General features: G+C 64.0%; 18 protein-coding genes. 5 read left to right on the plus strand and 13 right to left on the minus strand.

Annotated elements, in window-relative coordinates:
- The first annotated feature begins 140 nt into the window (after window positions 1–140).
- The gene (locus tag GRZ55_RS17840; protein ID WP_169288318.1) at window positions 141–1,259 is read left to right on the plus strand and encodes an FAD-dependent monooxygenase; all 1,119 of its coding nucleotides are present in this window, start codon (window positions 141–143) and stop codon (window positions 1,257–1,259) included.
- Window positions 1,260–1,732: 473 nt separating this feature from the next.
- Here GRZ55_RS17840 and GRZ55_RS17845 read toward each other — a convergent pair whose 3' ends face one another.
- The 5 genes from GRZ55_RS17845 to GRZ55_RS17865 form a co-directional block, all read right to left on the minus strand.
- Complete coding sequence (locus GRZ55_RS17845; protein WP_169288319.1) at window positions 1,733–2,320, minus strand: DJ-1/PfpI family protein; 588 nt, start codon at window positions 2,318–2,320, stop codon at window positions 1,733–1,735.
- 68 nt (window positions 2,321–2,388) lie between these two features.
- Window positions 2,389–3,324 (minus strand): substrate-binding domain-containing protein, encoded by a 936-nt coding sequence (locus tag GRZ55_RS17850; protein ID WP_169288393.1) that lies wholly within the window; start codon window positions 3,322–3,324, stop codon window positions 2,389–2,391.
- Between the two features lie 65 nt (window positions 3,325–3,389).
- Window positions 3,390–4,385, minus strand: coding sequence for an ABC transporter permease (locus GRZ55_RS17855; protein WP_169288320.1), 996 nt, complete (start codon window positions 4,383–4,385; stop codon window positions 3,390–3,392).
- Complete coding sequence (locus GRZ55_RS17860; RefSeq protein ID WP_169288321.1) at window positions 4,382–5,947, minus strand: sugar ABC transporter ATP-binding protein; 1,566 nt, start codon at window positions 5,945–5,947, stop codon at window positions 4,382–4,384. Before GRZ55_RS17860 ends, GRZ55_RS17855 begins: the two co-directional genes overlap by 4 nt.
- Window positions 5,947–6,627: a GntR family transcriptional regulator gene (locus tag GRZ55_RS17865; protein ID WP_368856640.1), complete on the minus strand. Its 681-nt coding sequence runs from the start codon at window positions 6,625–6,627 to the stop codon at window positions 5,947–5,949. Before GRZ55_RS17865 ends, GRZ55_RS17860 begins: the two co-directional genes overlap by 1 nt.
- Window positions 6,628–6,716: 89 nt before the next feature.
- Here GRZ55_RS17865 and GRZ55_RS17870 point away from each other — a divergent pair, with 89 nt between their 5' ends.
- Genes GRZ55_RS17870 through GRZ55_RS17885 form a run of 4 tightly spaced genes read left to right on the plus strand, consistent with a single transcriptional unit; the run spans window position 6,717 to window position 11,310 of the window.
- Complete coding sequence (locus GRZ55_RS17870; RefSeq protein WP_169288323.1) at window positions 6,717–7,733, plus strand: Ldh family oxidoreductase; 1,017 nt, start codon at window positions 6,717–6,719, stop codon at window positions 7,731–7,733.
- 23 nt (window positions 7,734–7,756) lie between these two features.
- Window positions 7,757–8,956, plus strand: a complete 1,200-nt coding sequence (locus GRZ55_RS17875) for an iron-containing alcohol dehydrogenase (protein ID WP_169288324.1) — start codon at window positions 7,757–7,759, stop codon at window positions 8,954–8,956.
- Between the two features lie 19 nt (window positions 8,957–8,975).
- Window positions 8,976–10,439, plus strand: coding sequence for an NAD-dependent succinate-semialdehyde dehydrogenase (locus GRZ55_RS17880; protein ID WP_169288325.1), 1,464 nt, complete (start codon window positions 8,976–8,978; stop codon window positions 10,437–10,439).
- A 31-nt stretch (window positions 10,440–10,470) separates the two neighbouring features.
- Window positions 10,471–11,310: an alpha/beta hydrolase gene (locus GRZ55_RS17885; protein ID WP_169288326.1), complete on the plus strand. Its 840-nt coding sequence runs from the start codon at window positions 10,471–10,473 to the stop codon at window positions 11,308–11,310.
- 192 nt (window positions 11,311–11,502) lie between these two features.
- On the opposite strand, the gene GRZ55_RS17890 is transcribed toward GRZ55_RS17885, so the two are convergent.
- From GRZ55_RS17890 to GRZ55_RS17925, 8 genes are all read right to left on the minus strand, one after another.
- The gene (locus GRZ55_RS17890) at window positions 11,503–12,387 is read right to left on the minus strand and encodes an aminoglycoside phosphotransferase family protein (RefSeq protein ID WP_169288327.1); all 885 of its coding nucleotides are present in this window, start codon (window positions 12,385–12,387) and stop codon (window positions 11,503–11,505) included.
- Between the two features lie 237 nt (window positions 12,388–12,624).
- A complete protein-coding gene (locus tag GRZ55_RS17895) occupies window positions 12,625–14,235 on the minus strand; it encodes an ABC transporter ATP-binding protein (RefSeq protein WP_169288328.1) in 1,611 nt (536 codons plus the stop codon).
- Window positions 14,236–14,237: 2 nt separating this feature from the next.
- Window positions 14,238–15,377: an ABC transporter permease gene (locus tag GRZ55_RS17900; RefSeq protein WP_169288329.1), complete on the minus strand. Its 1,140-nt coding sequence runs from the start codon at window positions 15,375–15,377 to the stop codon at window positions 14,238–14,240.
- Window positions 15,378–15,386: 9 nt separating this feature from the next.
- The gene (oppB, locus tag GRZ55_RS17905) at window positions 15,387–16,310 is read right to left on the minus strand and encodes an oligopeptide ABC transporter permease OppB (protein WP_169288330.1); all 924 of its coding nucleotides are present in this window, start codon (window positions 16,308–16,310) and stop codon (window positions 15,387–15,389) included.
- Window positions 16,311–16,418: 108 nt separating this feature from the next.
- Window positions 16,419–17,987, minus strand: coding sequence for a peptide ABC transporter substrate-binding protein (locus GRZ55_RS17910; RefSeq protein ID WP_246734861.1), 1,569 nt, complete (start codon window positions 17,985–17,987; stop codon window positions 16,419–16,421).
- Between the two features lie 219 nt (window positions 17,988–18,206).
- Window positions 18,207–18,932: a spermidine synthase gene (locus tag GRZ55_RS17915; RefSeq protein ID WP_169288332.1), complete on the minus strand. Its 726-nt coding sequence runs from the start codon at window positions 18,930–18,932 to the stop codon at window positions 18,207–18,209.
- A gap of 64 nt (window positions 18,933–18,996) precedes the next feature.
- On the minus strand, window positions 18,997–20,034 hold the full coding sequence (gene pyrC / locus GRZ55_RS17920) for a dihydroorotase (protein ID WP_169288333.1): 1,038 nt from the start codon (window positions 20,032–20,034) through the stop codon (window positions 18,997–18,999).
- Between the two features lie 197 nt (window positions 20,035–20,231).
- Window positions 20,232–21,395 carry an acyl-CoA dehydrogenase family protein gene (locus GRZ55_RS17925; protein WP_169288334.1) on the minus strand — a complete coding sequence of 388 codons (1,164 nt, stop codon included), beginning with the start codon at window positions 21,393–21,395 and terminating at the stop codon, window positions 20,232–20,234.
- Between the last annotated feature and the right edge of the window lie 23 nt (window positions 21,396–21,418).

Below are 21,418 nucleotides of genomic sequence, written 5' to 3' on the forward strand. Positions count from 1 at the left end.
ATATTGGCCAGACCGATGCTGCCTCTATCGACAACCGGTGAGCCGGCTGCCAGCTATTGACCCGGCCAATGCCTGTCATCCGACTTCTTGATTTTCCATGATGCCCCGCTGCCGCTTACATGCGGTAGGGAGGAACGTGCATGAAAATCGAGAAGGTTCTCGTGGTTGGGGCCGGCATCGGTGGCCTCACCGTGGCGATCGCGCTCCGGCGCGAAGGATATTCGGTGGACCTGATCGAGCGGGATCCCGAATGGGGCGTTTATGGCGTCGGGATCACGCAGCAATTCAACGTCATACGGGCCATGGCTTCGCTCGATCTCCTGGATGCCTATCTGGAGCAGGCCCAGGGCTTCGACCGCACGACGCTTTTCGGCCCTGACGGAAGCCAGATGACGAGCTTCGAGACGCCGCGTCTCGCCGGCCCCGAGTTTCCATCAAATGCAGGCGTGCGCCGCTCGGATTTCCAGAAGGTCCTTGGCGACCGGGCACTCGGGCTCGGCGCCAGGCTGCGGCTGGGCGTCACCGCCGAATGCCTCGACGATGACGGCGACGGGGTCGACGTCACCTTCTCCGACGGGGCGACGGGGCGCTACGACATCGTCATCGGCGCGGACGGCATCTTCTCGCAGACGAGGCGCATGATCATGCCGGATGCACCGGAGCCTCGCTACACAGGCCAGTGGGTCTGGCGCTATAACCTGCCCGAGCAGGTCTCGACCGATGAATTCCAGATCTTCCACGGGCAATGCAATGCCGGCCTCGTGCCGCTCGCGCGCGGCATGACCTATGTCTTCATCCTGTCTGAGGAAGATCATGGATATCGGCTCGCGGTCGAGGGATCGGCGGCCGCGATGCGCCGCCGCGCCGAAATGGCCGCCCCGCAGATAAAGCTGGCCGCTGAACAGGTGGTTGACGACCAGGGCGTTGTGGCCCGCCCGCTGGAGGTCATCTTCCTCGATGGTCACTGGCACAGGGGCCGGGTCGTCCTGATGGGCGACGCGGTCCACGCCTCGACACCCCATCTTGGCCAGGGTGCCGGCATGGCCATAGAGGATGCGATCGTCCTGGTCGACGAACTGGGAAAAGCATCCGATGTCGAAACGGCTTTCCAAGCCTATCGCGCGCGCCGCTACGAACGGGTGAGCTTCATCGTCGAAAACTCAATCCGCATCGGCGACGCCCAGATGCGCAAGATCCCGCCAGTCAACGTCGGTGAGATCAGCGGACGGATGATGGGCATGATGGCTCAACCGATCTGAGCGGCTTCCGGACCTGCAGGTGGCGGACAAGGCCTGGCGTGAACGTCGGCAGGTGCCCGGCAGACCCGGCAGCGTATTCCGCGGGCAGGAATGAACTGCAGCCGAACGCAATATTTCCCATTCGTCGGCTGAAACCGGACCGACAGCTCACGGCCCCCCGCCGCCATCGGCTAAACGCAGAGTGCCTGCCTGCCCCGCAATGCCAGCTTGACCGACGGTCGGGTGCTCCGGGTTCGGCAATGCAAGATGCCGTTCGGCAAACGAAGCCCGCACCGCAATAGCTGCGGAGACCTTCGACCAGAGAGTTCGCGCGGTCGCCCTTCCCCGATGGGGCGAACCCCAGAATATCGGAGAAGGCGACCCTGCGGAACTGGCAGTCTGATGTCCGCCTGGACCCTGCCGTTTAGGCGGCAGGGTCGTTGCACTTGCCCCGCAAAGGAAATCTCTCGCGCGGCCCCACACCCGGCGAAGGCTCAGCTGTGCGTGATCTTCGTCCCGAGCACCTTCATGCACTCGCGCATGAATGCTGCCAGGCCGGTCCAGCCCTTTGCCGAGACCATGTTGCCATCGACGTAGGCCTCGGTCGGCTTCACATCGATATAGGTTCCTCCGACAGCCGTGACTTCCGGCTCGCAGGCGCCAAGCCCCGCCACCTTCTTGCCCTTGAGGACACCCGGCACCGCCATCAGGATCTGCACGCCGTGGCAGATGGTGAAGATCGGCTTGCCGGTTTCATGGAAGTGCCTGACCATGGCCTGCACGCGCTTGTCGGTCCGGATATATTCCGGCCCACGCCCGCCGGCGGCATAGACGGCATCGTAGTCCTCGACCTTCACCTCGGAGAAGGTCTTGTTGATGTCGGCATAGTGGCCGAGCTTTTCGGTGTAGGTCTGGTCGCCCTCGAAATCGTGCAGCGAGGTCTTGATGCGGTCGCCTGCGCTCTTGTCCGGGCAGACCACATGGACCGTGTGGCCCACTGCCTCCATGCCCTGCTGGAAAACAAAAATCTCGTATTCCTCGGTGAACTCACCCGTCAGCATGAGGATCTTCTTGCCGCTCATCGCCGTCTCCTCTTTGTTTGCGATTGGGGCGGCACCCGGCTCGTGCCGGGTGCCGGATTTGTTTCAGATCAGAACGGGGAGTCAGGATAGTAGAACTGGTCCGCATTCTGAGGCGTGATCAGCGGCGCATCGAGCAGGAAGGAACCCCGCATCGGTGCCTGGGCCGAGAACTGCGCCGCGGTCATGTAGATTGCCGATTTGATCATCGAGGGCGGATAAGGCGTGGAGATCGGGGTGCGCTCATTGCCTTCCATCACCATCTCGACGACCTGGCGCATGCCGTTGCCGCCCAGCGCGAAGCGGATATCCTCGCGTCCGGCCTGATCGACGGCCTCGATGACACCCAAAAGCATGTCGTCATCGTTGGCCCAGACCGCATCGATATGCGGGTACTTGGCCAGGTAGTCCTGCATCAGGGTGAAGGCCTGGTCCTGGTTCCAGTTGGCGTACTGGATATCCATGATGTTGATGTTGGTTTGCTCGATGACCTCGGTGAAGCCCTGGATGCGCTCGTCGTCGATCACGGTGGGAATGCCACGCAGAACGACGATGTCGCCTTCGCCGCCCAGCTGCTCGGAAAGCCAGCGCGCAGTGTTGGCACCAACCGCGATGTTGTCGCCGGCGACATAGAGGTCCTGAATCTCGGGATCGGCAAGGCCGCGATCCACCACGGTAATGAAGGTTCCATTCGCCTTGACCTGCTCGACCGGCCCGGTCAGCTCTTCGGACGTGAAAGGCAGGATCACCAAGGCGTCGAGATCGCGGGTGGCGGACAGATCCTCGAGCGCGGACACCTGGGCAGAGGCCGAAGACGCAGTCGACAGGACCACCTCAACATTCGGGAAGGCGGCCTCGACTTCAGCCTTGGCCTGTTCGGCGTGGTACACCACGCCGCCGGTCCAGCCATGGGTGGCCGCGGGAATGGATACGGCGATGGTGATGTCACGGTCCTGCGCGTGGACGGCGCCGAGCGGCACCATCAGCGCGGCAGCGCAAGCAAGCATACGTGCTGCGTTCTTGTAAGCGTTCATTTCAGTCTCCTCCGGTTGAATTCCGACGCCGCTTTTTCTCAGCGGCTCCGGGTGAAGCGGTGCGCAAGCATGGCAATGATGATGATCGCTCCCTGCACCGCAGCGACGAGGTATTCGGAGATCATGTCCGACAGGACCATGACGTTTGCGATTACCTCCAGAATGAGCGCCCCGGCCACAGTGCCCCAGACGCGCCCCTTTCCTCCCCGCAACAGCGTGCCGCCGATGACGACCGCCGTGATGACCTGCAATTCCCAAAGCTGCCCCGTCGTCGGCGTGGCCGCGCCAAGCCGGGGCACGTAGCAGATCGCGGCGATGGCCACGCACAGGCCCTGGATCACGTAGGCCATTGTGCGCACCTTCCCGACATGGACACCCGAGAAGCGGGCCACGTCCGTGTTTGACCCGATGGCGGTCAGGCGTCGGCCATATTTGGTCCGGTAGAGCAGGAAGGCTGCGACCAGCACCACCACCAAGGTGATCAGCACGGGATAGGGAATGCCGAGGAAATTGCCGAAATAGACCGGCCGGTAGGCCTCGCGCAGACCGCGGTCGATCGGCAGCGACCCGCCATCGGTCATGAAGGTGATGAAGGCGCGGAAGATGCCCATCGTCCCCAGCGTGACGATGAAGGGTTCTATTCGCCCGACGGTGATTATCAGGCCGTTGAAAAGCCCGCACAACCCGCCCACGACCAGTGCCACGCCGGCGCCCATGAGGATCGCCCAGTTGCCGTAGGCAGGCGCGAGCCCGTTCATCGCCATGATCATGATGCCGGTGACGAAGGCCATCATGGAACCGACCGACAGATCCAGTCCGCCCGAAACGATGACGAAGGTCGCGCCCACCGCGATGATCGCGATGAAGGCGCTGCGCGTGATGACGTTGACGAGGTTGGCCGACGACATGAAGTTGGAATTGATCATCGTGCCAATGAAGATGATCACCGCCAGGGCGATAAAGGGCGCGAGATCGGCCCAACGGATCTGTCCGACCCGGTCCACGAAGGGGTTGGTTGCGGTCACACTGCTCATTTCTCGTCTCGTCCCTGTCTGCCGTGGCTGGCGCTGGTGGCCGCGTAGATGACGTTCTGCTCGGTGATGTCCTCGCCGCCCAGTTCGGCGACGACGCGCCCCTCGCGCATCACCAGCACGCGGTCCGACAGGCCGACCAGTTCCGGCAGTTCCGAGGAGATCACGATGCAGGCCTTGCCCGACCGCACCATGGTGTCGATGAACTCGTAGATCTGCCCCTTATTGCCGATGTCGATGCCCCGCGTGGGCTCGTCGATGATGACGACCGAGGGATCCGTCATCATCACCTTGGCCAGCAGCAGCTTCTGCTGATTTCCGCCGGACAGCTTGCCGGCATCGAGCAGAAGGGAGGGCACGCGGATGTCGTACTTCTCGACCGCCGATTTCAGCAGGCCGATTTCCCGGCGCCCGTCGAGCGTCAGTTCAGGATTACTGGTTTCCAGCGCCTGCAGGGTCAGGTTCGGAGCAAGCCGCTCGTCGAGAAGCAGCCCTTTTCCCTTTCGATCCTCGGTCAGATAGACGAGGCCGCCTTCCATGAGGGAACCGACCGAGCGGTTTGTCAGCTGACGTCCACTCAGCACCACCGTCGTGGCCGTCGAGCTGCGAAGACCCAGGAGACCTTCGAACAGTTCGGTGCGGCCGGAGCCGATCATGCCGCCGAACCCGAGAACCTCGCCTGGCCTCAATTGGAAAGAGGCGATCTGCTGGCCGTTCTCGACGTCCAGATCGACCACTTCCAGGATCGGCGCTGCCGAGGTCGCGGGCCGCTTGGCGGGATAGAGCATCCGGAGCTCGCGCCCGACCATCAGTTCGGCCATCTGGCGCTGGTCGAGGTCATCCGCCTGCCAGGTGCCGATCATCTTCCCGTCGCGCAGGACCGTGATGCGATCGGCGACCGCCTGAACTTCCTCGAGCCGGTGCGAGATGTAGAGGATGCCCACACCGCGCTCCCGGAGAGCGCGCACGATGTCGAGAAGCGCCGATACCTCGTCATTGGCGAGAACCGCCGTTGGCTCGTCGAAGATAACGACCTTACGCTCCTCCAGCAGCGCGCGGGCGATCTGAACCAGCTGGCGCTGCGCTAGCGGCAGGTTGCCCACCTCGTCGCGGGGGCGGGCTGTCGAGCCGACACGCGCCAGCACTTCGGCGGTCAGCTGGTTCATCCTGCGGTCGTCGACCAACAGGCCTCGTCCAAGCTCCTTACCCAGAAACAGGTTCTCGGCGACGGTCAGATGCGGCGCGAGCAGTATTTCCTGATGCACAAGGACGATGCCCAGAGCCTCCGCCTCGACGGCATCGGCGTACTCCACGGGCTGACCTTCAATCGAGATATGGCCGGCTGTCGGCCGCACGTGGCCGGAAAGAAGCTTCATCAGGGTGGACTTGCCGGCCCCGTTCTCACCGATGATGGCGTGAACCTCGCCCGGGCGGATGTCGAGTGAAACATCCGATAGCACGGTTATAGGTCCGTAGGCCTTGCCCAGACCCTCGGCCCGCAAGACCGCGTCCCGGGAAGGGACCGACCGGACCGCGCGCGAGACTTTGGCAGCCAGCACGTTCATCAGAACGCCACGAGAATCCGGTCGCGGGAGCGCTCTATATGCTCCGCCATGGCGAAACGGGCCGCCTCGGGGTCGCCAGCACGGAACGCGACCAGCAGCCTTTCATGCTCCTCCAGGGCCTCCTGCGTCACGCGGGTGTGGAACATGAACCTGAATATCTGCAGGTGCACATGCTGGTTGAAGAGCGTGCTTCGAATGACCTCGTTGCCAGCAACCCGCAATATCTCGTCGTGAAAATGAGCATCCGCCCGGGCAAAGCGCGAATAGCGGCTGTTGCGGTCCACCGGCGGCTCGCCGTGTTCCATATCGGCCGCCGCCTGCTCCAGGCGGCTGAGCTCCTCCGGGGTCATCCGCTCGGCCGCCAGGCGCGCGCCTTCCGGCTCAAGGAGCAGGCGGAAAGCGTAGAGATCGTCGAACTGCTTGCGGGTGAGCTGCGGAGCCGCGCTGAAGCCGATCAGATGCTCCTTGCGCACCAGCCCTTCGCGCTCCAACCGGGCCAGAGCTTCGCGGACCGGCGTCTGCGAGACATCAAGCTGACGCGCGATCGCATCGATCGGAATACGTGAGCCGGGCGCGATCTCAAGCGACATCAGCCGCTCGTAGATGCGGTCATAGACGGTGCTGGCGATGCTGGACGGCCGTACGCTTTCCGACCTGTTCGTCTGCTCTGCAACCGCCACGCTTGCCTCCCTGGTGCGTCTTGACACGCTCAGTCCTAGCACAGATAAGATATCGTATGTCAAATACATTATCATATACGATCTGAAATATGATCCACGGAGGCGAACGGTTCGTCGGGGAATTACGCGCGCTTTCGGCGCGGCTGCTGATGCAACGCGGCGCGCCGTATGACGCCGCGCAGCTGCAGTCGGATATCCTGATCGAAGCGGAACTGCGCGGTCTTCCCTCGCACGGCCTGCTGCGGCTGCCCCGGCTCTTGCTGCGGCTGGAAAGAGGGCTCGCAGACCCGCACACCAGCGGAACCGCGGTCTGGACCAGACCGGCCCTCATGAAAGTCAACGGCGATGCTGGCCTGGGGCCGGTCGTGATGATGGCCGCGATCCGGCAACTCGGACAGATCGTCCCGAAGCACGGGATCGCGGTGGCAGCGATCCGCGACGCCAACCACATCGGCATGCTCGCCTATTACGCGGAAGCCGCCGCCCGAATGGGTTTTGCGAGCATCGTCATGTCGACAAGCGAGGCGCTCGTCCATCCCTATGGTGGGACGCAGGCCATGCTGGGGACCAACCCCATCGCCGTGGGAATTCCGACCGCTGACGAGCCCTTCATTCTCGATCTGGCGACCAGCCACGTTCCGATGGGCAAGATCCATCATCACGCGCTGCGGGGCGAAGCCATCCCGGAAGGCTGGGCGGTCGATCGCGAGGGCCGACCGACCACCGACGCAGAGGCTGCCAAAACCGGCGCCCTTGCGCCTTTCGGCGGCGCGAAGGGGTACGGTCTGGGCCTTGCGGTCGAACTCCTGGTCGCGGCACTGGCCGGTTCCGCATTCGCCCCCGAAGTCACCGGGACGCTTGATGACGATCAGGCCGCGACGAAAGGCGACCTGATCATTCTGATCGATCCGGCTGCCGGGCGCGGAGAGGGCCGGCGTCTCTCGGCCTTTCTCCAGCGCGTCCGCACCTCCCGCCCCAGCGAACCGGGCCGAACGGTCGCAGTACCGGGCGATGGCGCTCGGAGCCGCAGGGCAGGGTCGCTCGCCACCGGAATCGAACTGCCGGACGAAATAATGGAAAGGCTGGCAGCATTCGACGCTGCCTGACAACACTGAAGGAATCGAACGAGATGGCACTATTCGGCACGGTCAGGGCACCTCGCGAGCTCATCTTTGGCCATGACCAGCACAAGGTCGTGGGCAGGGTGGCGCGGAAATTGGGTGAGCGCGCGCTCGTCGTCACCGACGAGCGGATGGAAAAGGATGCCCAGTTCCTGTCGATGGTGGCGCTGCTGGAGGAGGCGGGCATCGCGGTGCGCGTGGACAGTTCCACCCTGGCTGACGTTCCGATCGATAGTGCGATCACCAGTGCAGAGAATGCCAGGCCTTTTGCCCCGGACTTCGTCATTGGCATCGGTGGCGGATCATGTCTCGACATGGCCAAGTGCGTGGCGGTACTGCTCAGCCATGGCGGCCGGCCGCAGGACTATTACGGCGAGTATCTGGTTCCCGGACCGGTCATGCCGCTGATGGCCATACCCACCACGGCGGGTACCGGGTCCGAAGTAACACCGGTCGCCGTTCTCTCGGATGCCGACCGCAAGCTCAAGGTCGGCATATCGAGCCCCTTTATCGTGCCAACGATCTCGATCTGCGACCCGGGTCTCACCGTCTCGTGCCCGCCCGGCCTCACGGCGATCGCCGGCGCCGATGCGCTGACCCATGCGATCGAAGCCTTTACGGCCATCCGGCGCCCGCCCGATCCCGGGCTGACCCAGGACCGGGTATTCATCGGCAAGAACGCCCTGTCGGACCAGTTCGCCCTGCGCGCGATTGCGCTGATCTGGCAAGGACTCGAAACCGCGTGCCGCGACGGCGGCAATGTCGAGGCGCGGGAAAAAGTCATGCTGGGCGCGACTCTGGCAGGGCTGGGCTTCGGCGTCGCCGGGACAGCGGCGGCACATGCGATCCAGTATCCCGTCGGCGCGTTGACGGGAACGCCGCACGGCGCCGGCGTGGCGTGTCTGATGCCCTACGTGATGGCCTGGAACGCGTCTGCCATCCGCCCTGAGCTGAACGAGATGGCCACGGCCATGGGCCTGTCATCGGGAAACGAGGTCATCGGCGCCGTGGCGGCCCTCTTCGCCCGCATCGGCATTCCGCCGACGCTTCGCGAACTGGGGCTGGCCGAAGACCAGCTGGACTGGGTCGCCGAGCAAAGCTGCGGCATCGTCCGCCTGGTCCAGAACAACCCCCGCCCGCTCACTCCCGCAGAGATGCGCACGCTCGTCCAGGCCGCCCATTCGGGCGATCTGGCCACCTTGCAGTAAGCCCAAGGAAACCCGAGACATGACGATCCAGCCCAAATTCGCCGGCTATGCCGAACCTGCGCTTCACGCCCAAGGGCTCTACATCGATGGCAAGTGGCAGCCCGGCAGCGGAATCCCGGTGATCGATCCATCGACCGGACAAGTCCTGGCCGAAGTGGCTGACGCCACGATCGAGGACGCCCAACGTGCGGTCGAGGCGGCCCATCGGGCGGCACCCCAATGGCGTGCGACCGCGCCGCGCAAACGCTCGGAGATTCTGCGGAAATGGTTCGAGCTGATGAGCCAGCATGCCGAGGAACTGGCGATCCTGATCTCGCTCGAGAACGGCAAGGCCCTGCCGGACGCGCGCGGCGAGGTCGCCTATGCAGCGGAGTTCTTCCGCTGGTACGCCGAGGAAGCAACCCGGATCGGCGGCGAATACCGCGACACGCCATCCGGAGCTCACAAGATACTTGTGGAACACGAGCCGATCGGGATCGCCGTGCTGATCACGCCGTGGAATTTTCCCACCGCGATGGCGACGCGCAAGATCGGACCGGCGCTGGCGGCCGGTTGCACGGTCATACTGAAGCCGGCATCGGAAACGCCGCTGTCGGCTTTTGCGATGGCGCGGCTGGGTGAGATGGCCGGCGTACCGCCTGGCGTGCTGAACGTTCTCACCACCCGCAATCCGGGGCCCGTGGTCAACGCCATGCTGGCCGACCCGCGCGTTCGCAAGCTTTCCTTCACGGGATCGACGGCGGTCGGCCGCATGCTTCTGGGCGAAGCCGCGAAATCCGTGGTCAGCTGCTCGATGGAACTCGGTGGCAATGCGCCGTTCCTCGTTTTCGACGATGCCGATCTGTCGGCGGCGCTGGATGGCGCCATGGTGGCCAAGATGCGCAACGCCGGCGAAGCCTGCACGGCGGCGAACCGCTTCTATGTCCAGGCTGGCATCCATGACGCGTTCGTGGAGGGGCTGACCGGCAGGATGGCCGCGCTGAAGATCGGCGCGGGCTACGACGCGGGCACCCAATGCGGTCCGATGATCACGCAAAAAGCCGTCCAGAAGATCGACCAGCTTGTCGTGGATGCCCTCGAAGGTGGAGCGCGTGCCACGACCGGTGGCGCACCGCTTGCGGAAGAGGGCTTCTTCTACCCTCCGACGGTTCTGGAGAACGTGCCGCGGAACGCCGCCATCGCCCGCGAGGAGATCTTCGGGCCGGTCGCCCCCGTCTACAAATTCGACACGGAGGAGGAAGCCATCCAGCTTGCCAACGACACCGAATACGGTCTTGCAGCCTATGTCTATACTCGGGACATCACGCGCGCCATGCGGGTGGGAAGAGGCCTGGAAACAGGCATGCTGGGTATCAATCGAGGCCTGATGTCCGATCCCGCCGCACCTTTCGGTGGCGTCAAGCAGAGCGGGCTTGGCCGGGAAGGCGGCGTGACCGGCATTCTGGAATTCATGGAAGCGAAATATTACGCTGTCGAGTTCTGATCGAACTAAAAAAGAGATGGAGGGCCACCACTTGTCGGGAACGGACCCCTACCGCATTCGCGATTTCGTGCCGGATTTCGATGCGATCGCGGCAGAGTTTGTTGCCCGCAGCCGGGCCCTGTCGGCGCGCGCCACCATACGCGCCGACATCGCCTACGGCACGCGCCCGCGCGAGGTTCTCGATCTCGTCTTTCCCGACAAGCCGGCAGCGGGCGCGCCGCTCCATGTCTTCGTCCATGGCGGCTATTGGCGATCGGGCGAGAAGGCCGATTATCGCCTTGTTGCCGCACCCGTGCTGGCGGCGGGCGGGATCGCGGCACTGGTCGAATATGATCTCATGCCGGACCAGCGGTTGCCAGTGCTGGTGGATCAGGTGAGGCGCGCCGTGCTGTGGCTGCAGGACAACGCTCCTTCCTTCGGGGCCGATGCCGGGCGGATCACGGTCAGCGGTCACTCGGCCGGCGCGCATCTTGCGTCCTATCTGTCCGCCCGTGGCCTCAAGGAAGCGGTCGCGCCCACCCTGCCCGACATCAAGGCCCTCCTGCTGTTGAGCGGGATCTACGATCTGGCCGACATTCCGGACAGCTTCCTGCGCGACGAGGCCGAAATGACCCGGCAAGAGGCGGCCGATTGGTCTCCGATGGACGCATTCCAGCTTGCGGGCGCAAAACGCATTATCGCCTATGGCGAGGATGAGACCCCGCCATTCCTTGATCAGGCCGCGACCCTGCACCAACATCTGGCCATTGGCGGCATGCCAGCCGAAGTGCTCCCGGTGGCGAACGCCAATCACATGAACGTGGTTTTGAACCTTGCGGACCCTCACAGCGAGCTGGGCCGTCGTATCGCCGATCTTGTGTCGCAGGCGTAGACCGTGGCTCTGGCTGGATTGGGGCCGTGAACGGCCGGCGGAACAGCGCTCGATGCGAGGAACGGCGGAGCGCGCCGTCATTCCTGGCGCGTTCAGATCTCACTTCGCTCAGAAACGGGCTTTCGCGCTCTTCTCGTCGAAAACCAGCAAACCGGACAAAGCCGCCGTTCATGTGCCAAGAAAGGCACCCGGTCAGATCAGAAGCCCTAGCCGTGAAAGCGTCAGTCGCGATTGGCGGCAGAGCGCATCATTCTTGCCGCCCCGAAAATAGCTGAGCGCGATAACCGCGCCGTAAAGTGCCCAGCCCTGCGACCGGAGCCAGTCATTGTCATCAAGGGCTAGCCTGTCGCGAAACTGGGCACGCGCGGATGGATCGACCCAGAACCATGCGGTCGCATAGTCGGCCGCGGGATCGCCTACCGCCGAAAGCCCCCAATCTATCACGCCGCGCAGAACACCGTCCCGGACGATCAGGTTGTCAGCCTTGAGATCACCGTGCAGCCAGACCGGCGGTTGGAGAAACTCTGCCGTGCAAGCCTCCTCCCAAAGGGCATGGGCGCGACTGGCGTCGATTTCATCGGCAACGAGGTCAATTGCAGGCCGGGTCACCTCGGTCAGTTCACGAAGCGCAACACCCCGCCTGCTATTGCTGTCGCCAGCCAGCGGCGCCCCTCTGGTGTCTTTCAGGTGTAGTGCTTTGAGGAAATCGGCGAGGCTCAGCGCCGCCTCCTGCCAGTTGCCCACTTGTTCCGGCGTGGCAGTCTGGCCTTCCATCCAATCAAGGATGCCGAAGTCGAAGCCGCGCTTCGAGTGCCCCCGGAATCTCAAAACCGGCGCTTCGAGAGGCAGGCCTTGAAGATGCGGAAGCCATTGCAGTTCCTTGGAAAGGAGGGCCACGGCAGAAGGGCGTCGGGGTATCCTGAGCAACAACTTGTCGCCAATTCGAAAGATGGCATTGTCCGTTCCGGACGATACGACGCGTCGAAGCGGAAGGTTCGCCCAATGAGGCGTCTGTTCGCTCAGCAGCTGAGCGACAAACGCGTCGTTGAGAGGGATCTCGTCTGAATATTCTGTCATTCCGTCCCGTCTTCGTACCCATGCGGGGGGCATCGTGGCGATGCGATACCGCCAGCCAGCTTCGATGGCCGCGCTGACAACTCTTCAGGCGATGCCCCGTCAGGGTTCCTGGCCAGCGAGCTGATATTTGCTCAGTGATGCGATATGTCCGTCAACTTGGCATCCAAGTCGGATCAGCCAGTCCACAACCTCTATCGCGCAGACTCCACCCTCGCTGGGAGTTCCTTTGTTTGGCCGCTAGCGGAAACGCGTGTCGTTGACGGCCGCCGCCATCAAGGCGCGCGTATAGGCCTCGCGGGGCGCTTCGAAGATGGCTTCCGTCGCACCCTCTTCCACGATCCGTCCCTGCTTCATCACCACCACATAGTCGGCCATGGCGCGCACGACGGAGAGGTCGTGGCTGATGAAGAGATAGGACAGATCGTGCTCCTTCTGCAGATCGCGCAGCAGCTCCACGATCTGCTTCTGCACCGAGCGGTCGAGGGCTGAGGTCGGCTCGTCGAGCACCACGATCTTGGGCTTGAGGATGATCGCGCGCGCGATCGCGATACGCTGGCGCTGGCCGCCGGAAAATTCGTGCGGGTAGCGGTTGCGCATCGCCGGATCAAGGCCGACCTCCTTGAGCGCCTCGGATGCGCGTGCATCGCGCGCCTTGGTCGACAGGGACGGCTCGTGGACCAGCAGCCCCTCGGTGATCACCTGGCCGACGGTCATGCGCGGCGAAAGCGAACCGAACGGGTCCTGGAAGACCAGCTGCAACTCGCGTCGAAAGGGCAGCATGTGTCGCCGATCCGCCTTCGATATGTCCTGCCCCTCGAAGCGGATCGTGCCCTCCCCCGGAAGGAGCCTCAGAAGCGCGCGCCCGAGCGTCGATTTGCCCGATCCCGATTCGCCCACGATGCCGATTGTCTGGCCGCGGCGAAGCGCGATCGAGATGCCGTCCACCGCACGCAGCTGATGCGGAGCCCCACTGAACCAGCCCCCGCCGCCGGTGCCAAACACGACCTCCACGTCGCGGCCCTCCAAGAGGACCGGCGCGTCGGGCGCCGGCGGTAGCTTGGTGCCGGTCGGCTCCGCCGCAAGCAGCATCTTCGTGTAGTCATGTCTCGGGTCGGCGAAGAGGGTGCCGGCCTCGCCATGCTCCACGACCTCGCCCAGTCGCATGACATAGACGCGGTCGGCGAAGCGGCGCACGATGTTGAGGTCGTGGGTGATAAAGACGATCGCCATGCCGAGCCGCTTCTGCAGGCTGGCGAGGAGTTCCAGGATCTGCTGCTGGATCGTCACGTCGAGCGCCGTCGTCGGCTCGTCGGCGATCAGGATGTCGGGATCGTTGGCGAGCGCCATGGCGATCATCACCCGCTGGCGCTGGCCGCCCGACAATTCATGCGGGTAGGCGTCGATGCGTCGTTTCGGATCGGGAATGCCGACCAGTTCAAGCAGCTCGATCGCGCGGGCACGGGATTTTCGCCAGCTCAAGGCGCCATGGTGGACCAGGGGCTCGCAGAGCTGGCGGCCTATCTTGTAGAGCGGATCGAGCGAGGTCATCGGCTCCTGGAAGATCATGGTGATCTTCTTGCCGCGCACCTTGTTCAGCTGCCGTTCGGACAGGCCGAGCAGTTCCTGGTCGCGATAGAGCGCGGAGCCCCTGGCCTCGCCATTGCTCGCCAGAAGCCCCATCAGCGCCATGGTCGTCTGGCTCTTGCCGGAACCCGATTCGCCGACGATGGCGACCGCCTCGCCGGCGAAGACGTCGAGGTCGATGCCCTTCACGGCATGGACGGGGCCATCGTTGGTGCGGAAGCTGACATCAAGCCCGCGGACCTTGAGTATGGGATCGCGCGCCATGGTCAACGGTCCTTCGGATCAAGCGCATCGCGCAGGCCGTCGCCCAGGAAGTTGAGGGCGAAGAGGATCGCCGTCAGCGTGACGGCCGGGTAGATCAGCAGCCAGCTTGCTCCGCGCATGTTGGACGCCCCGTCGGAGATGAGCATGCCCAGGCTCGTCAATGGTTCCTGCACGCCGAGACCGAGGAAAGAGAGCAGGCTTTCAAGCAGGATGGCCTTGGGCACGAGAAGCGTGACGAACACGATGACGGGCCCCAACGTGTTGGGAATGACGTGGCGGCGCAGAATGCCCCAGCTCGACACGCCCAGCGCCTGCGCGGCCTCCACATATTCCTGTCGCTTGATGGTGAGCGTCTGGCCGCGCACGATGCGGGCCATGTCGAGCCATTCCGTCAGGCCGATGGCGATAAAGATCAGCACGAAACTTCGGCCGAAGAACACGACGAGCAGGATGACGAAGAAGATGAAGGGCAGCGAATAGAGGATGTCGACGATGCGCATCATCACATTATCGACCCGGCCGCCGAGATAGCCGGCCGTCGCGCCATAGGTGACACCGAGCACGAGCGCCATGAAGGAGGCGAGCACGCCGATGGCGAGCGAAACGCGGATCCCGATGAAGATGCGCGCGAGCAGGTCCCGCCCGTTGGCGTCGGTTCCGAACGGGAAGCGCACGCGATGAACGTCGGCGGCGAGCACGCCTGTTCGCTCGTCGGCCGCTAGGTCCTCGATGCGCGCGTTGGAAAAGAGATCGGAGCGGTCGATGTAGCGCACGATGCGCGGATCGAGCGGGTCTTCGGAGGATATGGACACGCGCACGACAGAGCCTTCGACATCGATCTCGCCGATGTCGAGACGCGTGCGTGCCATGGCCCTCTCGAAGGCCGGGATGATGGCCTCCTCGCGCGGATAGGCTTCGAGGCTGGCAGGTGCGCGTACATATTGCGGATAGACGCGGTCGTAAGGGTGCGGCGAGATCATCGGCCCGAAGATGCCGGCCAGCGCCACGAGGATCAGGACGCAGGCGCTGGCGACGGCCGCCTTGTTGCGGCGCAGGCGCAACAAGGCATCCTTCCACAGCGAGCGCCCGACGATCGGCTTTTCCGAGCCGGTTTTGGCGAGGTCGATGGGTGCATCTGTCATCGGCCGGTCTCAATCATAGCGCACGCGCGGATCGAGCAGCGCGTAGAGGATGTCGACCACGAGGTTGAACAGGACCACGAAGACGGCGATCACGACGACCGTGCCCATCACCAGCGTGTAGTCGCGCCCGAGCGCGCCCTGCACGAAATAGCGGCCGATGCCGGGGATGCCGAAGATCGTCTCCACCACGACGGAGCCCGTGAGAAGGGCCGCCGCCGTGGGCCCTAGATAGGAGACGACCGGCAGGATGGCGGCGCGCAACGTGTGGACGCCGACCACGACATAGGCAGGCAGGCCGTAGGCGCGCGCCGTGCGCACGTGGTTGGAGCGCAGCGCCTCGATGGTGGCGCCGCGCGTCAGCCGGGCGATAATCGCGATCTGCGGCAGGGCGAGAGTCGCGACGGGCAATATCAGGTAACGCAGCTGGCCACCGCCCCAGCCGCCGGCCGGCAGCCAGCCCATCATGACGCCGAAGACGAGGCTCAGCACCGGCGCGATGACGAAGGTGGGGATTGTGATGCCGAGCGTGGCGGTGCCCACCACCACGTAGTCGATCCAGCTGTTCTGGCGCAGCGCCGCCAGCGCGCCCAGCAACGTGCCGAAGACCAGCGCGATACAAAGCGCCATCGATCCGAGCTGGATCGAAACCGGCAGACCCGTGCGGAAGAGATCGACCACCGAGAAGTCGCGACGCGTGAAGCTCGGTCCCAGATCGCCCTGGGCCAGATTGCCGAGATAGAGCAGGTATTGCCGCCAGAGCGGCTGATCGAGATTGTAGGCCCGGTTGATGTTTTCCATGATCAGCGGGTCGAGGGGGCGTTCGAGGTCGAACGGACCGCCGGGCGCCAGCCGGATCATGAAGAACGCAATGGTCACGATGATGAAGATGGTCGGGATGGCGCCGGCAAGGCGCCTCAAGACATAGCCGATCATGGCTGCGGTCCCTCAGGCCCGATGCCATGTGTGCCGAGGGCGCGCATGGCATCGCAGCTAGGCCTTCCGGCCCGACGCCTGGCATCGGGCCGAAAGGTCAGTTTCGCTCTATTCGGAGATCGACATCCACCTGGTGCCGTGGACGTTCATCACATTGTCTTCCCAGCCTTGGAGGCTCGGCGAAACGAGGCTGTTGGCCGTGTAATAGAGGATCGGGATCACCGGCACCTCTTCGAGAAGCAGCGTTTCTGCCTGCTTGAGGATCTCGGCGCGCGCATCGAGATCGGTCTCGGCGGCCGCGTCGCGCATCAGCTGGTCGTAGTCTTCATTGGCCCAGCGCGAATAGTTGAAGCCGAGATTGGCCCCCTCGTGCAGGAACAGGAAGTTCTGGGGGTCGGAATAATCGCCGATCCAGCCGGCCCGAGCCACGTCGAAATCGCCGTCGGAGCGCAGGAAGTTGAAGTAGGTCGCGCCTTCCATCTCCTCGGGCACGCCGTTGATGCCGATATTGCCCAGCATGTCGGCGATCGCGGTCATGGTGTTGCGGTTGTTTTCGGAGGAATTGTAGAGCAGCCGGATGGTCAGTTCGCCCTCGCCGATGCCGGCCTCCTCGAGCAGTGCCAGGGCCGCGTCCTCGCGGTCCAGCATATCGTCATCCGCATAGGGAAGACGTGCCGGCTCGGTGTAGTTGCCGATGCCTTCCGGCACGAAGGAATGGGTCGGCACCATGGCGCCCTGCCAGATCTCCTCGGCAAGGAACTCGCGATCGATGACCATCGAGATCGCCTGGCGCACGCGCGGGTCGGAGAACTCCTCCTTGGTGGTCTTCACCGGCAGGTAGTAGGTGCCGAGATAGGGCACGATGCGCAGGCTGTCAGCGAGGTTCTCGCGCATATAGGCCATCTGCTCGAGCGGGATGTCGGAGCAGGAAAGCACTTCGCCGGCCTCGAAGCGGCGCAGGCAGGTCGCGCGGTCCTCGAAGGGGATGTAGTTGACCACATCGATGGCGACATTGTCGGCGTCATGGAACTCGGGATTCTTGCGCATGACGATCATGTCGTTCGGCGTGAAGCTTTCCAGCATGTAGGCGCCATTGGAAACGAGGTTTCCAGGACGCGTGTACTGGTCGCCATGCTCCTCCACCGAAGCCTGGTGCAAGGGCAGGCCGGTCTGGTGGGTGAGAAGTTCCAGGAAATAGGGCGTCGCCTGCTCGAGCGTTATCTCGAGTGTGCGATCGTCGATGGCGACTGCACCGAGCTCCTCGATATCCATGCCGTCGGTGTTGATCGCCTCGGCATTCTTCATCGGGTAGAGGATGTTGGCATAGGGTGCGGCGGTGGCCGGGTCCTGGATGCGGCGATAGGCGAAGACGAAGTCATCGGCCGTTACCGGATCGCCGTTCGACCAGCGCGCATCCTCGCGCAGCATGAACGTATAGGTCAGGCCGTCGTCGGAGATTTCCCAGCTTTCGGCAACGCCGGGGACGATTTCCGCATTGGCATCCTGCACGACGAGCCCTTCATAGAGGTCGCGCATCAGGTGGCCTTCCGACACGGTCGACGTCAGATGGTGGTCGAGTGTCGAAGGGTCTGTGTCGTTGCCGCGATTGTAGACGACTTCCGCGAAAGCGCTTTGCGCCAGCATCGCGCTGCCGACTGTCAGCGCCGTCGTGATCATGGCTGCCTTGATCGATCTGGAAAGCATCGGGTTACTCCCTGTCGTTGTTTCAACGTTATCCGCCGCTCCCCAAAAGCTGACGCCCGCCGCATTATGTATTTGCAACCGGCGAGAGCAAGCGCAAACAATAGCCAACGATCCTACCCTACGTCAGCAGGGCTGTCGGGCGGCGCCGGTGGCAGCGCGACGGGCGGGCGGGTTTGACAGGGGGCCTGGCCCTCAGGCTACAGCCTTGCGGGCAACATAGATCGTCTGCACGGCATCCCGATTCTGGAGCGGGTTGTGGAAGGTCACCGCCTCTGCCCTGGCGGTGTCAAACACAGTCGCCAGTTGCGCCGTGAAACCGGCATCTTCCCGGTCGTTCGACCAGAGCCCGAAGACACCGCCCGGCAGCAGATGGTCGCGCAGCCGGGCGAGGCCCTCCGGCGTGTAAAGCCGCGCGTTGGAGGCATGCAGCACGTGGTTCGGCGAATGATCGATGTCGAGCAGGATGGCGTGAAAGCGGCGCCCGGGTCGGGAAGGATCGAAGCCCGCCCCGGACGAAAGCGCCATCTCGAAGAAATCGCCCAGCACGAAGCGACACCGCCCGTCGGCGGTGAGAACATTGCCGAGCGGCAGCAGGCCTTCCTCATGCCACTCGATGATGGGCAACATGGCGTCGACCACCAGCATGGAGGCGACATTCGGGTTCTCGAGCGCCTGCGCGGCGGTGCAGCCGAGCCCCAGGCCGCCCACCACGATGTCGAGGCCGGGCTGCACGAGATCAGCGAGCGTGAGATCGGCCAGGGCCTCCTCGGATGCCGTGAATTTCGACGACATCAGGAACTCGTCATTGAGCTTGATTTCGTAGAGGTCCCCGCCCTCGGCGAGATCACGCCTGCAACGCAGCACCAGCGTACCGAGCGGGGTGACCTGGTAGTCGAGTTCTTCGAAAAGTCTGCTCATGGGTTTGCGTCCGCATCGGTGCCAGGCAGGTCTTCCCCGGAAGATGTCCTGTGAATTTCGTCGTTCAGTCCACCTCCCAGTGGATCGGGAACATCGGATCGAAGACGGTCAACGGCCCGGCACCCGTGTCGATCTTCTCGGGGTAGGCGACCGGCTCGTCGCGCCGTTTCAGCGTCATGCGTTCCTCGTTTGGCGCCATGCGATAGAAGGCCGGACCGTTCAGCGAACAGAACGCCTCCAGCCGGTCGAGCGCGCCTTCTTCCTCGAAGACATGGGCCAGGCATGACATGGTGTTGATCGAAGAGAAGATGCCCGCGCAGCCGCAGGCGCTCTCCTTGAGCGGGTCCGTGTGCGGCGCCGAATCGGTGCCGAGGAAGAACCGCCGGTCGCCACTCGTCGCCGCCTTGCGCAGCGCGAGGCGATGGACCTCCCGCTTGGCCACGGGCAGGCAATAATAGTGGGGACGGATGCCGCCGGCGAGGATCGCGTTGCGATTGATGATGAGATGGTGCGTCGTGATGGTGGCGCCCATGCCGCTGTCCTGCGACATGACGTAGTCGACGCCCTCCCGCGTGGTCACGTGCTCCATCACGACGCGAAGGCCCGGCAGCCGGGCGCGCAGGGGCGCCAGCACCCGCTCGATAAACACGGCCTCGCGGTCGAAGATGTCGATCGTGGGATCGGTGACCTCGCCATGAACGCAGAGCGGCATGCCGATCTCGGCCATGCGTTCGAGAACGGAATAGACCTTCTCGATGTCGCGCACGCCGCTTTGCGAATTGGTGGTCGCACCGGCCGGATAGAGCTTCACGGCCGCGACCTTGCCTGAGGCGAAGCCGGCGGCGACATCGTCGGGATCGGTGGTCTCGGTCAGATAGAGCGTCATCAGCGGCTTGAAGGCGTGCCCCTCGGGCAGGGCCGCCACGATGCGCGCCGCGTAGGCTTCCGCATCCGCCACAGTCAACACGGGCGGTACGAGATTAGGCATGACGATGGCGCGCGCGAAATGAGCGGAGGTGTGGCCGACGACACCTTCCAGCATGGCGCCATCGCGCAGATGCAGATGCCAGTCGTCGGGTCGCCTGATCGTCAGCGTCGTCATGAAAGCGTATTCCCCCTGCCTGCCGGATAGGTCGGCGCCAGACGGGCCGAACTGTCGGCCGCCCGCGCCATGCGGTTCCACCGAAGCCGTTTCGCACAGAATGCCGGGCGGATGGAACACCCCATGCGAAGGAAACTGCAGGACGCCCTCCCGGCGGCGCGACGCGCCGTCAGGAATGGCGGCGAAGCCGCTGGCCGTCAGAACGACCTGGGCATGCCCAGCACATGTTCGCCGACATGGCTGAGGATGAGATTGGTGGAGATGGGCGCCACCTGGTACAGCCGCGTTTCACGGAACTTGCGCTCCACATCGTATTCGGCCGCGAAGCCGAACCCGCCATGCACCTGCAGGCAGACATTGGCTGCCTCGAAGGACGCCTTGGCTGCCAGATACTTGGCCATGTTGGCCTGGACACCGCAGGGCGCGCCGGCGTCGTAAAGCCGGCATGCCTCGAACCGCATGAGGTTCGCAGCCTCGATTTCGATGAAGCTCTCGGCGATGGGGAACTGAACTCCCTGGTTCTGGCCGATCGGCCGACCGAAAACCCGGCGCTCGTTGGCATAGGCTCTCGCCTTTTCGATGAACCAGTAGCCGTCCCCGATACATTCTGCGGCGATCAGCGCGCGTTCGGCGTTGAGGCCGGTGAGAATGTACTTGAACCCCTCGCCTTCGACGCCGATCAGGTTATCGGCCGGGATTTCCATGCCGTCGAAAAAGAGCTCGTTGGTCTCGTGATTGACCATGTTGGCGATGGGAGTCACGGTCAGGCCGTTTCCGATCGCCGCGCGCAGGTCGACCAGGAAGATCGACATCCCCTGCGACTTCTTCTCCACCTCCTCCAGAGGCGTGGTCCGCGCCAGCAGGATCATCAGGTCCGAGTGCTGGACCCGGCTGATCCACACCTTCTGTCCGTGGACGACATAGTGGTCGCCCCTTCGCACCGCGGTGGTCGTGATCTTCGTGGTGTCGGTGCCGGCGCCGGGCTCCGTCACGGCCATGGATTGAAGCCGCAGCCGGCCAGCCGCAATTTCCGGCAGATACCGATCCTTCTGCTCGGCCGAACCGTGCCGCAGCAAGGTGGTCATGTTGTACATCTGGCCGTGACAGGCGCCCGCATTGGCGCCCGACCGGTTGATCTCCTCCATGATGATGGAGGCCTCCGTCAGGCCGAGCCCGGAGCCCCCGTAGGCCTCAGGGATGAGGGCCGCCATCCAGCCCGCCTGGGTCAGCGCGTCGACGAAGGCTTCGGGATAGCCGCGCTCCTGATCGATGCGGCGGTGATATTCGGGCGGGAACTGCGCGCAAAGCGCCCTCACGGCATCGCGAATGTCCTCGTGCGAAGCCTCGCCAATCGTCTGCATGCGTCCTCCCATCATCTTTCCGC

It is taken from the genome of Chelativorans sp. ZYF759 (genome assembly GCF_012911015.1).
Lineage (GTDB): Bacteria > Pseudomonadota > Alphaproteobacteria > Rhizobiales > Rhizobiaceae > ZYF759.

What these genes read in the sequence shown, in the direction of transcription:
- GRZ55_RS17840 (WP_169288318.1), top strand. Translation starts at nt 141, where the DNA reads ATGAAAATCGAGAAGGTTCTCGTGGTTGGGGCCGGCATCGGTGGCCTC.
- GRZ55_RS17845 (WP_169288319.1), bottom strand. Translation starts at nt 2,320, where the DNA reads ATGAGCGGCAAGAAGATCCTCATGCTGACGGGTGAGTTCACCGAGGAA.
- GRZ55_RS17850 (WP_169288393.1), bottom strand. Translation starts at nt 3,324, where the DNA reads ATGCTTGCTTGCGCTGCCGCGCTGATGGTGCCGCTCGGCGCCGTCCAC.
- GRZ55_RS17855 (WP_169288320.1), bottom strand. Translation starts at nt 4,385, where the DNA reads ATGAGCAGTGTGACCGCAACCAACCCCTTCGTGGACCGGGTCGGACAG.
- GRZ55_RS17860 (WP_169288321.1), bottom strand. Translation starts at nt 5,947, where the DNA reads ATGAACGTGCTGGCTGCCAAAGTCTCGCGCGCGGTCCGGTCGGTCCCT.
- GRZ55_RS17870 (WP_169288323.1), top strand. Translation starts at nt 6,717, where the DNA reads ATGATCCACGGAGGCGAACGGTTCGTCGGGGAATTACGCGCGCTTTCG.
- GRZ55_RS17875 (WP_169288324.1), top strand. Translation starts at nt 7,757, where the DNA reads ATGGCACTATTCGGCACGGTCAGGGCACCTCGCGAGCTCATCTTTGGC.
- GRZ55_RS17880 (WP_169288325.1), top strand. Translation starts at nt 8,976, where the DNA reads ATGACGATCCAGCCCAAATTCGCCGGCTATGCCGAACCTGCGCTTCAC.
- GRZ55_RS17890 (WP_169288327.1), bottom strand. Translation starts at nt 12,387, where the DNA reads ATGACAGAATATTCAGACGAGATCCCTCTCAACGACGCGTTTGTCGCT.
- GRZ55_RS17895 (WP_169288328.1), bottom strand. Translation starts at nt 14,235, where the DNA reads ATGGCGCGCGATCCCATACTCAAGGTCCGCGGGCTTGATGTCAGCTTC.
- GRZ55_RS17900 (WP_169288329.1), bottom strand. Translation starts at nt 15,377, where the DNA reads ATGACAGATGCACCCATCGACCTCGCCAAAACCGGCTCGGAAAAGCCG.
- oppB (WP_169288330.1), bottom strand. Translation starts at nt 16,310, where the DNA reads ATGATCGGCTATGTCTTGAGGCGCCTTGCCGGCGCCATCCCGACCATC.
- GRZ55_RS17910 (WP_246734861.1), bottom strand. Translation starts at nt 17,987, where the DNA reads ATGATCACGACGGCGCTGACAGTCGGCAGCGCGATGCTGGCGCAAAGC.
- GRZ55_RS17915 (WP_169288332.1), bottom strand. Translation starts at nt 18,932, where the DNA reads ATGAGCAGACTTTTCGAAGAACTCGACTACCAGGTCACCCCGCTCGGT.
- pyrC (WP_169288333.1), bottom strand. Translation starts at nt 20,034, where the DNA reads ATGACGACGCTGACGATCAGGCGACCCGACGACTGGCATCTGCATCTG.
- GRZ55_RS17925 (WP_169288334.1), bottom strand. Translation starts at nt 21,395, where the DNA reads ATGCAGACGATTGGCGAGGCTTCGCACGAGGACATTCGCGATGCCGTG.